We start from the raw sequence: 13,828 nt of genomic DNA, 5'->3' as shown, positions 1-13,828 counted from the left end.
TTGCTTTGGCATTTACTATACCACAAAGTGGTATAGGCTCATAAAATGGTTGTGCCGATTCACGCCGTAAGCCGTATGCCTGGCTAAGCCAGTACACGTAGCCTGCGCAGCACGGCTGCCAGCGGGCGTCCGAGCTTGGGCACCGCCACAAGCTCGGCTTCCGTGATCAGCCTCAAGCGTGCGAGGCCGATCACGAACACTGCGGCGCCTGCGGCTACACCCAGCAGGCTCTCCACGGCTGCCGTGGCACGACCTTCGGCAGCCCACCCCAAGGCACCCAGCACAGCGCTGGTGCCCCACATCGCTGCCCCGGCCGCACCAGCCAGGGCGATAAGCAGCGCCGCCGGCTTGAGCACGCTGGCGGACCAGCTCGCGCGCAGGCCTACCAAGCGAGCCAGCAGCACGATGTTGATCACTGCCGCCAGCAGATAGGCGACAGCCCCCGCAATGGCGGCTCCAGCCGTGCCTAGCTGCGGCACGAGCAGCCAGTTTAGCAGCGCCTTGGCTACTGCAGCCGCGAGCATCGCCAGAGCCGGCGCGCGAACTGCGCCAAGCCCTTGCAGCAGCGCAGCCGAGATGATGCTGAGCGTGCCGCCTACGGCGGTTAGCGCCATCCAGCGCATGACCCCGCTGCCGGTGTCGTCCGCATACAGCATCACATTGACGGGCACAGCCAGCACGATCAAGCCTGTCGCAGCGGCCAGTCCCAGTAGCCAAAACCAGCGCAGCGATTGCTCGCACTGGCAACGTGCCAGTTCCGTACCGCCGGTTACCCGGGCCTCAGCCAGCGATGGAATGAATAATGCCGACAGGGTGGTGGCAAACATCATGACTAGCTGTACCAGCGGCAGACCTCGGTTATACACGCCAAAGGCCACCATAACCGCAGTATCGTCCAACCCCTCCTGCTTTAACAAGCGAGGTACAGTAAATGTGTCTACTAGGCTAATTAACGGAACGGCTAGCGCTCCAAGGCAAACAGGCAGGGCATAACGCAGCAGCGCCTTTAACAAGGCACCGTTGCTTTCCGCTGGGTGTAGCTCTCCAGTTTGTGCTTGCACTGTCGCCATGACCGTCCCTTGCCTTCTAAGCCTCTTCCTGTGATTTCGCCAATATAGCAACATGACGACCAAGCCCGCTGCTCCACCTGCTGCTGAACCAAACACGGCTCCGGCAGCAATCATATCTGCTCCCGCTCCTTGTGACAGCATGAGCAGCAACAGTATAATCATCACGCTTACTCGTATCGCCTGCTCCGTCACTTGGGAAACAGCAGTCGGAAGCATATTTTGCAAACCTTGAAAATATCCTCTCAGTCCCGCCATAACCGGCACGAACAAAAAGGCAAACGCCGCCGCCCTCACCGACGGAATGACGTGAGCATTGTCGATCCATTGACCAATGAGCGGCGCACACGTATACATCAGCACGCCCAGGATCAATCCGAAGACACCCAAGACAAGCGAAGATAACCGAGCAACACGTTGCCCCGCTGCTCGGTTTCCCACTGCCTCAAACTCAGCTACAAATTTGGATATTGCAGCCGGAAATCCAGCAGCTGCAATGGTAATGAACAGCGTATAAAAAGGATAAACCGTATTATAAATGCCAAACACGCCGTCGCCGCCGATATTCTGCAGCGGGATTTTTTGCACTGTGCCGATCAGCTTGCTCGCTACCGCTGCTAGTGTCAAAATGACAGCACCTCGTAGCAGCCGCGAAGCGGCGCGATTTTCCTGCATTCTCCGTCTCCACTCCCACCTGAAATATGCATCTTACCCGAGTCCTATTATACCGCCTCTTCTCACGGAAAGAAAAAAAACCCTGTGCAACGTAGGACGGCTTTCGCCATTCTGTACGTCATACAGGGGTGAAACGGGATGTTACTGTTCCATTTGTTTGCCCAGGAAGCCAGCGGCTGTTTCAGCCATTTTGACCTCCATTTCGGACATTTTTACATTTTCGTCCTTGTTCAACAATACAACGGAACCAATGGGATCACCACCGGAAACAATGGGAGCCGCCACAAAGGACGAGAGTGTTTCTTCGTGGTCTCGCGTTAGCTCATAAGAGCCGCTGGCTGTCTCCAGCACAGTTTTGCGATTATCCATACTACCTTCGATAATGCTACCGATTGGCTTGTCCAGAAACTCTTTTTTAGAGCCTCCAGCCACCGTAATAATGGTGTCCCGATCGGTAATCATTGTAATATGGCCCGTGCTTTCAAACAGGGACTCAGCATATTCTTTGGCGAAATCACCAAGTTCACCAATAGGTGAATACTTTTTCAAAATGACTTCTCCGTCACGATCCACAAAAATCTCAAGCGGATCTCCTTCACGAATTCTCAAGGTGCGGCGAATTTCCTTTGGAATAACTACCCGCCCAAGGTCATCAATACGGCGAACTATACCAGTAGCTTTCATTTCACATGTTGCCCCACTTTCTCAAGAAGAATTTAGTAAACTACTGACGGTATCGAAAGACGCTTCCACTCCCCCAGAAGCGGTCACGAAGAACGTCACGGTCATGGTGTTTATGGTGATATCTGACCATAGTATTCATCTGTTCCCAATTCCTTATGCATGTTCAGTTATTTACCTTCGTTTGTAGCTCCATCTTTGGCCGTTCCTGCCTTGGCATCGCCCGTACCGTTTGTTGTTGCGCCCGGTGTAGTTGTGCTACCGGCACCGGAAGTTGCACCGCTTTTCTCTTGCGTAGCTGGTACCTTCGGCAGATTGATTTTCAAATCAAGTTTCGTCAAATCATTTTCGGTAAAGTTTTGGATACTTTCCCCGGCCAATTTATTTTTCAGGGCAGCCTTTTCGTTGTCTTTCAATTTATCAAACGTTGGCTCATTGCGGGACTCCACTTTGATCACGTGATATCCGTATTCCGTTTCCACCGGCTCACCGATTTTGTTAATCGGTTGGGTCTCAGCGGCCTCTTTAAAGGCAGGTACCCATTGCGCTACGGATGCATTCTCATACAGACCTCCGTTAGACGCAGAACCTGGGTCTTCTGAAAATTTCTTGGCAATCGTCGCAAAATCCGCTCCTCCGTCCAGCTTCGCCTTCACTTCTTTCGCCAGCTTGAGGGCATCCTCTTTTTTGCGCTGTTTCTTTGTTTTAGGATCTTGGAAGTTAATCAATACATGACGCACGGTTGCTGTCGTGAATTGATCTTTATTTTTCTCAAATTCCTGTTTTAGCTGATCATCTGTTACTTTGTTAGTTTCGCTGTTGATTACCGTCATTACACGCGTGAAGTAATCTTTCACACCTTGTTCGGTCAGTTTTTTATCACTCAGAAATGTCTTGAACTTATCTTCTCCGACTGACTTTTTGTACTGCTCTAGTTGTTCGTTCCCTTCTTTGGCACCCTGCTCCTTGGCTTTGTCGTCCGCTTTAGCCGCCAGAAGCTTGTACACCACTTCCTGCTTTACAATTTGCTCTCGTACCTGATCCGAAGCTAACGCAGCCTCATACTCTGGGTACAGGAATTTCATCATACTGATTTCTTGGTTGAACTCATTTTCGGTAATCGTTCCACCCTTATAGGTCACGACAACCTTGCTGTTGTCCTTCGGTTCATCCTTGACCTTGTTCTCATCCGCTTGCTTCGTACATGCTGCCAGAACGGATATAGCTAGCAGCGCTGCCATTCCCAAGGAGAGCATTCTCCAAGGTTTTCTTTTATTTAGTTGTGGCATTTTGCAGTTCCTCCTTCAATGTGAATGCTTCTTTCAATGCACTCAAAAATTGTTCCAGCAGTTCTAACAACTGTGGATCACTTAGACCTTTACCCTTTATGCGTGCGCTCATAGAAGTGCCCTGTTCAAATTGTACACGTCTTTCAAAGCGATTGCCAATCTCGGCAAGTTTGGCGGTCTGTACCGCCTGCTGGCGCCCTTCATGGAATTTCAACACGATATTGTCATCCCGTTGTACCATGGACTCGATGCCATACATGCGTCCATATACCTTGAGACGGGCCACGGCTAGCAAATGAGACACAGCCTCTGGCAGATCGCCAAATCGGTCGACCAGTTCATCCTCCAGTTCAGAAGCCTCGTCAAAGGTACTGACCGCTGCAACCTTTTTATAAATCTCAATTTTCTGGATGCTGTCATAAATATAGTCACCCGGCAGGTAAGCATCGACGCCTAAATCAATCGACGTACTCCAATTCCGATTGGACTGATCCTCTTCTCCAAGTACGCTGACTTTACGTTTATTAATTTCCTCAGCCAGCATCTGCGAGTAAAGATCAAAGCCGACGGATGCGATGAATCCATGCTGCTCAGCGCCAAGCAAGTTACCCGCGCCACGGATGGACAAATCACGCATTGCAATCTTAAAGCCGGAGCCCAGCTCCGTAAATTCTTTAATCGACTGAAGGCGCTTCTCCGCCACTTCCGTGAGCACCTTATCCCGCTGGTACGTGAAATAAGCATAGGCAATCCGATTGGAACGACCTACACGCCCACGCAGCTGATAAAGCTGGGAAAGCCCCATTTTATCGGCATCATGCACAATGAGTGTATTCACATTGGGAATATCCACGCCAGTTTCAATAATGCTGGTGCTGACCAGCACATCATATTCGCCATCCAGGAAATCCAAAATAGTTTTCTCCAGTTCGGTTTCGGACATTTGTCCATGACCCACGCCCACCTTGGCCTCCGGTACGAGCGCATTGATCTCTGCAGCCATCTCCTGAATACCCTGCACACGATTATACAGATAGTACACCTGCCCTCCGCGTGCCATCTCGCGTTCAATGGCCTCACGGACTAGAGTCTGGCTATGCTCAACCACATACGTTTGCACTGGAAAACGGTTTTCCGGTGGCGTCTCAATGACTGACAAGTCACGTACACCCAGCATGGACATATGCAACGTACGCGGAATAGGTGTTGCCGTTAACGTCAGCACATCTACGTTCGTTTTCAGCTTCTTCAGCTTTTCCTTGTGGGTTACGCCGAATCGCTGTTCTTCATCGACAATCAGCATTCCCAAATCCTTAAACACCAGATCCTGCGACAACAGACGATGGGTACCAATGACAATATCGACCGTGCCTTGCCGGACCCCTTTAATCGTTTCATTCTGCTCTTTGCGCGAGCGGAAACGGCTCAATACCTGAATATTGAACGGATACCCTGAAAAACGTTCACGGAACGTCTCATAGTGTTGCTGTGCCAAAATCGTCGTCGGTACCAGCACCGCTACTTGTTTGCCTTCAATAGCAGACTTAAAAGCAGCACGAATCGCAACTTCAGTTTTGCCGTAACCTACATCACCGCATAGCAAACGATCCATCGGGCGGCTCTGCTCCATGTCCTTCTTAATCTCTTCGATGGCCCGAATCTGGTCACGTGTCTCATCATACGGGAACATATCCTCAAACTCTTGTTGCTCCGGTGAATCCTTTTCAAAAGCAAACCCTGGTGCCGACTGTCGTTCTGCATATAGCTTGATCAAGTCATCCGCAATATCCTGAACCGAGCTGCGCACCTTACTTTTAACCCGTGTCCACTCATTGCCACCCAGTTTATAAATCTTGGGTTCCTTGTCCTCTGAGCCAACATATTTCTGAATCAAATCAATTTGTTCAATCGGCACTGACAGCTTATCTCCACCCGCGTAGAGGACATGCATGTAATCCTTATGGATACCGCCAACCTCCAGCGTGCCGATCCCCATGTACTTCCCGATCCCGTGATTTTGGTGTACGACGTAGTCGCCCACCTTCAGCTCGCTATAGCTCTTAATTCGCTCTGCATTGTCCACATGGCGGCCCTGCTTACGAGCTTTCCGCTGCTTCTGAGAAAACATTTCACCCTCGGTAATGACCGCCAGGTGAATAGATGGCATTTCAAAACCGCTTTGCAGATTGCCGATAGCCATCGTCGGCTCATCAATACCATAATCCTCAAGCACTCGGCGCATCCGGTCCAGACGTTCATCTCCACTCGCCAGCATCATAACCTGTGTGCCAGCTTTGCGCCAACGATCCATCTCCGCCTTGAGCACATTCATTTGGCCATGGAAATCCTGCATGCCTCGGCAGATGAAGTTCAAAATATTTTGCGGCTGGGTATGAGGAACCTGACGGAGGAAAATCGACAGGAACAACGTCTGAAATCTCCGGTTGTACAGCAGATTGTCCGCGTCGTCTGACAGTTCTAGCTGCGGTAACGTTTTACCGTTTTGAAGCAAATGCAGATTCCATTCTGACTCATCCCGTTCCAGTTGCTTGGCTGTTTCCAGCATACGCGCCGGTTCGTCAATAATCAGAATCGTATCTTCCGGCATATAATCTGCCAGGGTTTTACGTTCAGGATACAGCAGGGAGATATATTTATAGATTTCGTCAAAATACACATGCTCTCGCAGCAACTCAATTTCACGATGGATCTCTTCTTTCAGATGCTGCTTAGCTTGACGATCCGTCATTTTGCCCAGCTGCTCCTCCAACAAAATAGCAGCGGCATCTGCCGCCTGATCCATACGCTGGTTATTCGCAATAACTTCCTTACACGGCGTTACAGTAACGGCCTGAACCTTTTCCACCGAGCGCTGATCTTGCGGATCAAACTTACGGATCGAATCAATTTCATCGTCAAACAGCTCCACACGATAGCCCCAACGGGTTGTCATTGGATAAAAATCAATAATTCCTCCACGTACGCTCATCTCTCCACGTGATTCCACACGCTCTACACGCTGGTATCCCATCTCGACCATATGTAGCAAAAACGCTTCCAGCTGAATTGTTTCGCCTTCTTTCAGCTCAATACGAGCCTCACGCCATGTTTCCGCCATTGGCAATAAACGTCGAACACCAGAAAACGGCACGACAACAATCCCACGAAAACCCTGGGCGCAGCGTATCAATACATCAATTCGTTGGGATAAGGTCTCTGGACTGGATATGGCTGCTTCAGCAGCTACCAGCTCATTGGCAGGATACAATAAAACCTGATCAGGGGAAAGCGCTTCCTGTAAGTCATCTGCTATTTTTTGAGCGGCAAACATATTGTGCGTCATGACCATTAACGGTCGTCCGGTATCTTCGGCAAGCGCGGCCATCAGTACCTGTCGGGAAGAGCCTGATAAACCTGATATCAGTTGTTCCTTCATCCCTGATGATATGCCTGCTGCAATGGATGCATAATCAGCATCCTTCGTAAAAGCCTGAATAAGTGCTTGTAACAAAAAAGGCACCCCTTTATGCTTATAAATAGTTACATGTAAACCGAAAAAGAAGCCTCAGCAATGCTGCCAAGGCTCCATAAGCGGAATTGCCGCTTCACCTCTCAAGCTGGTACATCGGACCAGTTGAATACCTGTTATTGGAGCGGATTAACGAGCAGACTCAGCTCTGGATTATTCTCCAGTGCCTGACTGCAATGCTCGCAAATGACTTTGACGGTCACTTCACCGCCCGAATTATACGCTATTATATCTCTACGTTCGGCAGGGGTCAAGGAATGGAAGCCTAACCTTTCTTCGGTTATTGCCGCGGAATCAATTCGTCCCAAGAAAGTTCGACAATGTCTGCATACATAATTAACAACCATGTAATGTATATGCCTCCTGAAAGTTTTCTATACCTTTCAGTATGTCCAACAATCTTCCATTTAAGCCCGTCTGCCTACGTCTAAACTTACTTGTTGAATTCAGCCATCGTCCGTTCAAACGGATGACTCAAGCTGTATTCTAAGGCGTTGCACGTGTCCTCGATCATTCCGGCCAGCAATTCTTTTTCCTTCTTTGGAAAGGTACCTAGAACATAATCGACAATAGCATGTCCAGGCTCCGGGCGGGAAATGCCCATGCGAATCCGATTGAAGGACTGCGTGCCGGTATGTTGAATGATCGATTTAATGCCGTTATGGCCGCCTGCGCTACCTTGATAACGCAATCTTATTTTACCGACTTCTGTATCCAGGTCATCGTACACGACAACCAGATCTTCCATATCGGCCTTATAATAGTCCATATAAGCACGTAGAGACTCGCCTGATAGATTCATATAGGTCATTGGCTTAATCAGTACAGTTTTCACGCCACCAATGTGGCCCTCTCCAATCAACGCCTTGCATTTGCTTTGGTTAATCTGGATGTTATGACGCGAGGCAAGAGCATCCAATGCCATAAATCCGACATTATGTCTCGTTTTCTCGTATTGGGGACCGGGGTTGCCCAATCCTACAATCCACTTCATAACCTTGACACCCTCTTTCACAGTCTGGATTTTTTGGTAAAATAGTTGTATTGAGGATTTTGCAAAAATCTAATAAGCGACTTTCAATGAACAATATATAGATCGAAATGGTCTAGTTCGTCTATATATTGCACTTTGGAGCGACTGGAATCGAATTTTGCAAAATCCTGTTATGAATAGGAAGGTGCGTGCCGGTATGCTCAATCAAGGTGATATCCTCTTATATGACAGCCATTTTCTATATCATTTAAAACATTCCGTTCCTGTCCAGGTTTATGACGGGAATGTACATATCCAGATTGGCATCGTTGCGCGTTTTAATGAGCATTTCGTCGAAATAGAGGACACACTATACAATCGTCAACGTTTCACATTCATATCTCGCCCAGGCTTTTAGCCTGACATGCTGATAGGGGTTACCTTTTCCACATGGAAAAGGCAACCCCTTTTTAATGAGCCAGCGCTTATTCGATTTCAAACAGTTTGCTGATCGACAATTCTTCATGCACACGGATGATAGCTTCTCCCATTAATGGAGCCACAGACAATACCTTCAGCTTGCTTGTCGGATTCGGGTGAACGATCGGGATTGTATCCGTCACAACCACCTCTTTTAATGGCGAATTCTCCAGTCTTTCCATAGCAGGACCGGACAGCACAGCATGTGTACAACACGCATACACATCTTTTACGCCGCCTTCTTTAAGCGCATTTGCACCTAATACAATCGTTCCGGCTGTATCAATGATATCATCAATTAAAATAGCCGTTTTACCCTCAATGTTCCCGATGATGTTCATCACTTCACTGACATTTGGCTCTGGACGACGCTTATCAATAATAGCAAGCGGTGCACTCAGGAAGTCCGCCAGCTTGCGCGCACGAACAACCCCGCCATGATCGGGTGAAACGACAATCGGGTTCTCAATTTGCTTGGAACGGAAATATTGGGCCAGAATTGGTGCTCCCAGCATATGATCCACTGGAATATCAAAGAATCCCTGAATCTGCATCGCATGCAAATCCATACTGATTACGCGGTGAGCCCCCGCCTTTTCAATCAAGTTAGCGACAAGTTTCGCTGTAATCGGATCGCGTGAACGAGCTTTACGATCCTGACGAGCGTAACCGTAATATGGCATAACGACATTGATACTTTTGGCAGAAGCGCGTTTAAGTGCATCAATCATAACCAATAACTCCATCAAGTTGTCGTTAACCGGCAGACAAGTTGACTGCACAATATACACATGGCAGCCGCGTACGCTTTCTGACAGCTTAACCTGGATTTCACCGTCACTAAACGATGTGGTATGGGATTCCCCCATTGGGATGCCGATGTAGTCCGCAATCTGGTGGGCTAACTTCGGATTGGAGTTACAAGTAAATATTTTGAGTTTGGAATCGCAATAAGTCATTAATAGAAACCCTCCGTGCTGGTTCATTCATTACAGATTCAACAGCTTGCTGATTAAGGTCATTCCGATCTTTTCTTCTTCGCTTTGGCACGTGCGCGGATTTTGTCCGCATATCCGACTTTGTTCTCTTGACGTGGTCTGGCAATAGCCAGATCGTTATCAGGGACAGCATGTGTTACAGTGGAGCCTGCTACAACATAAGCACCTTTTCCAATCTTAATCGGGGCGATCAGATTCACATTGCTGCCAATAAAGGCATCGTCTTCAATTTCTGTAATGGATTTATTATATCCATCATAATTGACCGTTATTGCCCCGCAGCCAATATTTACATTTGTACCCACCTTGGCATCACCGACATAGCTCAAATGAGACACCTTGGAATGATCTCCAATGGTCGCATTTTTCACCTCAACAAAGTCACCAATTTTCACATGTTCGCCAAGCTTCGCGCCTGGACGCAGATAAGCAAACGGCCCCACAGATGTACTGCTTCCCACTTCCGCTTCGTTCAACACCGAATGTTTTACCGTTGCGCCTGAATGGATAATCGTATTCTGAATCTCAGCCTGCGGACCAATCACACAATCTTCTCCGATTTGTGTTTGACCATGCAGCCATGTGTTCGGGTACAGTACCGTATCGGAACCAATAACAACCTCGCTCCCGATATAGGTAGAAGACGGATCAATGACAGTGACACCATTTAGCATATGCTTGCGAACGATGCGCTCACGCATATAGCCCTCAGCTACCGACAAAGCGACTCTGTCGTTAACACCGATGGATTCAGACACATCATCTGTCAAATACGCCTCAACCTGTTCACCTTCACCATGCAAAATACCAATGACATCTGTCAGATAATATTCCTGCTGTGCATTGGTGTTCGTTACCTTGTCCAGCGCTGCAAACAGCTTGGCATTGTCAAAGCAGTACGTTCCCGTATTGATCTCCCGGACAGCATCCTCCTCAGGTGAACAATCTTTCTGTTCCACGATCTTGAGCACGGCCCCGGAAGCATCACGGATAACTCGTCCATATCCTTTCGGGTCGTCCAACTCAGCGGTCAAAATCGTCGCAGCTGCCCCATGGCTCTCGTGCAATTGCACCAAGCCTTCTAGCGTTTCCGCTGTGATCAAAGGAGTATCCCCACAAATGACAATGGTTGTACCCTTTTCCTGACCGAGCAAGTCCTTGGCTTGCTTAACAGCATGGCCCGTTCCCAACTGCTCTGCCTGAAGCGCATATTCTGCCGACGGTCCCAAATAAGACTGTACCGCCTCTGCTCCATGACCCACGACGACTACACTTCGGGACACACCGATTTCACGAACCGTGTCGAGCACATGCCCAACCATCGGTTTTCCGCACACCGGATGCAGAACTTTATATAATTTGGATTTCATACGTTTTCCCTGCCCTGCGGCAAGAATGACTGCCAACCTTTCCAACAAGTCCAACCTCCTATCCTGAAAATAACAGTTACCCCTTGGCTAAAACGTTAATTCCCAGATCAGATTTTGCTTAACTTTTCACAATCCTCCTGAAAAATAACGGCGAACCTTTGGTTAATGGCTATTTTTTCAGGCCAGCTTGTGCTGGACATTCATCCCCGGGACGCATCGCTGCCTAGTCCCTGTCTTATGAAAAAGCCGCTTCGGCAGCCCGGATGGCTCCAAGTTGCCTTAAAACTGACTGTTAACTCACTAAAGAATATATCTCATTCCAGACAAAAAGAAAAGAGAGCCACAGTTAGTGGCTCTCTTTTTCTTTTGTTCCCCAATCCTGCTTTAGGCGAATTAAGCGCCTTCTTCAATAGCAACTTCTTCATCCACAGCCGCACGTTCGTACTCAGTCAATACAGCAGCTTGGATCTTCTCACGGGTTCCTGAAGATATCGGGTGAGCGATATCGCGAAACTCTCCGTCTGGAGTTCGTTTGCTTGGCATAGCTACGAACATCCCGTTATTACCGTCGATAACTCGGATGTCATGAACAACGAACTCGTTATCAATCGTAATGGATGCAATCGCCTTCATTCTTCCTTCTGAGTTCACTCGGCGGAGTCTAACATCCGTAATCTGCATGTGTGTTTCACCACCTTTTTCCAAATAGGACTTGGTGTATACATTCCACACAGCAGTTCGAAATCCTTCTTTTTTTCGGCAATTCGTATCCTAAATTCAGGTAATTTTTTTGAAAAGATTTCTTTTCGACATATTTAGGTATTTTATGATGGATTGTGACAATTTACAGCCCTGTTCACTCATCAAAATAATTGCCCAGCTTGACCGTAATTTGCTTGCTTCGAGAATCGACTGCGGTCAGATTCGCCAGTGAAATATAATCGTGCAGCAGGCGCTCTTCGTTCTCCACCTCGCCCGATTCTACCAGCACGCCTACACCGGCCACCTCAGCATCAAACTCAGCCAGCAAGTCGACCATCCCCTGAATCGTGCCACCGGCCTTCATAAAATCATCTACGATGAGCACACGCGATTTCTCACGCATCGCACGTCTGGATAATGACATCGTATGCAGGCTCTTTTGTGATCCTGAAACATAATTAATACTTACAGCCGAGCCTTCTGTCACCTGATGATCACGCCGTACGAGAACGACTGGCAAATTCAGCTGTGCTCCGGTTGCATAGGCAAGTGGAATACCCTTGGTCTCCACCGTCATAACCACATCAATCTGACGATTGGCAAAGGCGGTCGCGAATATTTTACCAGCTTCGTTCATCATCGCAGGTTGGCCCAGCAAATCGGACAAATACAGGTATCCTCCCGGTAATATGCGGTCAGGCTGCTCCAGTTGCGCACACAGGTCGTTCGCAAACGCAAGCGCATGCTGCTTGGAAAGCCTCGGGATCAGTTTCACGCCCCCTGCCGCTCCCGCCAGCGTCAGAAGCTCGCCAGTACCTTCATCCTCAAATACTTCCTTGATGATGGCCAGATCCTCGCTTATGGACGACTTAGCTGCCCCGTAGCGATCCGCAAAATGAGTAAGAGGCACCAGCGTATGCGGCCGTGACAATAAAAATTGCGTCATTTCCACCAATCGTGAGCTTCTTTTAAGTTTTTTCACAACAATTCCTCGCGATCTATTCTCCTGCCGCCCGCTTCGTACAGTAAAGCACCGGCGGACTGGCCGGTTGCTGGCGGAATGTAAGTGATATAGTGAAATCCGAATATTTAATAGTAAATATATCATCTTCGTACGTATTTGTACAACAATTGCCACTATAATAAGAAAGAAATATCTAAAATCAGGTCAAAAGTCGTACTGCGTACACATCTTTACAAAACCCTCTTAGTCCATTGTAAATCCGTGGCACTTTGGCTTCCTTCGATACTAGTCCGAACACCGTAGGTCCACTACCTGACATCAGCACACCGTCTGCTCCTAAGCGGATCATGGAGTTTTTAAGATGCTCTACCTCTGGATACAGCTTTAGTGTTACATCCTCCAGTACATTCCCCAGTGCGTTGCATACATCGGTAAAAGAAGCGTTACGGATCGCATGCTCCATCTGGCGTGCAGACGGGTGGTGCGTAATCTGATCCGCTTTGACACGACCGTACACTTCAGCCGTCGATACATTAATCGGCGGCTTCGCAAGGATCACCCAGCATTGTGGCGGATTCGGAAGTGGCTTGAGCAGTTCTCCGCGTCCACTCGCTAAAGCTGTACCCCCTGTAATACAGAAAGGTACATCTGAGCCCAGCTCCGCACCCAGCACCCTTAATTCGGCATCCGAGATACCAAGCTTCCATAGCTTGTTCAGTCCACGCAGCGCTGCGGCAGCATCACTACTTCCACCCGCCAACCCTGCTGCCACCGGGATATGCTTATCCAGATGGATGTGGACGCCCGTAGACACGTTATAACATTCTTTGATCAGACGCGCAGCCTGAAAAGCCAAATTCTTTTCATCCAATGGTATGTACCCGGCTTGACTTGAAATAATAATGGTATCACGCGGTAACTCAGACATCGTCAATCGGTCAGACAGATCGACCATGGTCATAATCATTTCGACCTCGTGATAACCATCGTCCCGTTTACGTAGAACATCAAGCATTAAATTGATTTTCGCCGGTGCTTTTTCATATATTTTCAAGGCGTTCACCCACCTTCAACTTTTCCCTCAAGACAGCTTAACATAT

General features: G+C 48.5%; 12 protein-coding genes. 1 reads left to right on the top strand and 11 read right to left on the bottom strand.

What is annotated here, in order from left to right:
- Positions 1-83: 83 nt before the first annotated feature.
- From MKY16_RS00225 to pth, 6 genes are all read right to left on the bottom strand, one after another.
- Entirely contained in the window at positions 84-1,742 is a 1,659-nt protein-coding gene (locus tag MKY16_RS00225) for a putative polysaccharide biosynthesis protein (protein ID WP_340953573.1), read from the bottom strand.
- Between the two features lie 141 nt (positions 1,743-1,883).
- Positions 1,884-2,426 carry a stage V sporulation protein T gene (gene spoVT / locus MKY16_RS00220; RefSeq protein WP_029519371.1) on the bottom strand — a complete coding sequence of 181 codons (543 nt, stop codon included), beginning with the start codon at positions 2,424-2,426 and terminating at the stop codon, positions 1,884-1,886.
- Between the two features lie 167 nt (positions 2,427-2,593).
- Positions 2,594-3,712, bottom strand: a complete 1,119-nt coding sequence (locus MKY16_RS00215; RefSeq protein ID WP_340953566.1) for a peptidylprolyl isomerase — start codon at positions 3,710-3,712, stop codon at positions 2,594-2,596.
- On the bottom strand, positions 3,696-7,223 hold the full coding sequence (mfd, locus tag MKY16_RS00210; protein ID WP_340953564.1) for a transcription-repair coupling factor: 3,528 nt from the start codon (positions 7,221-7,223) through the stop codon (positions 3,696-3,698). The genes MKY16_RS00215 and mfd overlap by 17 nt, the downstream gene beginning before the upstream one ends.
- Before the next feature lie 134 nt (positions 7,224-7,357).
- Positions 7,358-7,588, bottom strand: coding sequence for an anti-sigma-F factor Fin family protein (locus tag MKY16_RS00205; protein WP_007428020.1), 231 nt, complete (start codon positions 7,586-7,588; stop codon positions 7,358-7,360).
- Positions 7,589-7,674: 86 nt separating this feature from the next.
- Positions 7,675-8,235: an aminoacyl-tRNA hydrolase gene (gene pth / locus MKY16_RS00200; protein ID WP_029519374.1), complete on the bottom strand. Its 561-nt coding sequence runs from the start codon at positions 8,233-8,235 to the stop codon at positions 7,675-7,677.
- 196 nt (positions 8,236-8,431) lie between these two features.
- Here pth and MKY16_RS00195 point away from each other — a divergent pair, with 196 nt between their 5' ends.
- Positions 8,432-8,632, top strand: coding sequence for a hypothetical protein (locus MKY16_RS00195; protein ID WP_029519375.1), 201 nt, complete (start codon positions 8,432-8,434; stop codon positions 8,630-8,632).
- A 67-nt stretch (positions 8,633-8,699) separates the two neighbouring features.
- On the opposite strand, the gene MKY16_RS00190 is transcribed toward MKY16_RS00195, so the two are convergent.
- The 5 genes from MKY16_RS00190 to ispE form a co-directional block, all read right to left on the bottom strand.
- Positions 8,700-9,653, bottom strand: a complete 954-nt coding sequence (locus MKY16_RS00190; RefSeq protein WP_013308125.1) for a ribose-phosphate diphosphokinase — start codon at positions 9,651-9,653, stop codon at positions 8,700-8,702.
- Positions 9,654-9,712: 59 nt separating this feature from the next.
- Positions 9,713-11,110 (bottom strand): bifunctional UDP-N-acetylglucosamine diphosphorylase/glucosamine-1-phosphate N-acetyltransferase GlmU, encoded by a 1,398-nt coding sequence (gene glmU / locus MKY16_RS00185; RefSeq protein ID WP_209950313.1) that lies wholly within the window; start codon positions 11,108-11,110, stop codon positions 9,713-9,715.
- Positions 11,111-11,455: 345 nt separating this feature from the next.
- Positions 11,456-11,743 (bottom strand): septation regulator SpoVG, encoded by a 288-nt coding sequence (gene spoVG / locus MKY16_RS00180; protein WP_007428016.1) that lies wholly within the window; start codon positions 11,741-11,743, stop codon positions 11,456-11,458.
- A 175-nt stretch (positions 11,744-11,918) separates the two neighbouring features.
- Positions 11,919-12,746: a pur operon repressor gene (gene purR / locus MKY16_RS00175; RefSeq protein ID WP_013308122.1), complete on the bottom strand. Its 828-nt coding sequence runs from the start codon at positions 12,744-12,746 to the stop codon at positions 11,919-11,921.
- Between the two features lie 181 nt (positions 12,747-12,927).
- A complete protein-coding gene (gene ispE / locus MKY16_RS00170) occupies positions 12,928-13,782 on the bottom strand; it encodes a 4-(cytidine 5'-diphospho)-2-C-methyl-D-erythritol kinase (protein WP_340953561.1) in 855 nt (284 codons plus the stop codon).
- Positions 13,783-13,828 lie beyond the last annotated feature (46 nt).

Source organism: Paenibacillus sp. FSL L8-0641 (assembly GCF_038006265.1).
Taxonomy (GTDB): Bacteria; Bacillota; Bacilli; order Paenibacillales; family Paenibacillaceae; genus Paenibacillus; species Paenibacillus polymyxa_D.
Note: the sequence above shows the minus strand (reverse complement) of the source record. Positions and strands in the feature narration are given on the sequence as shown.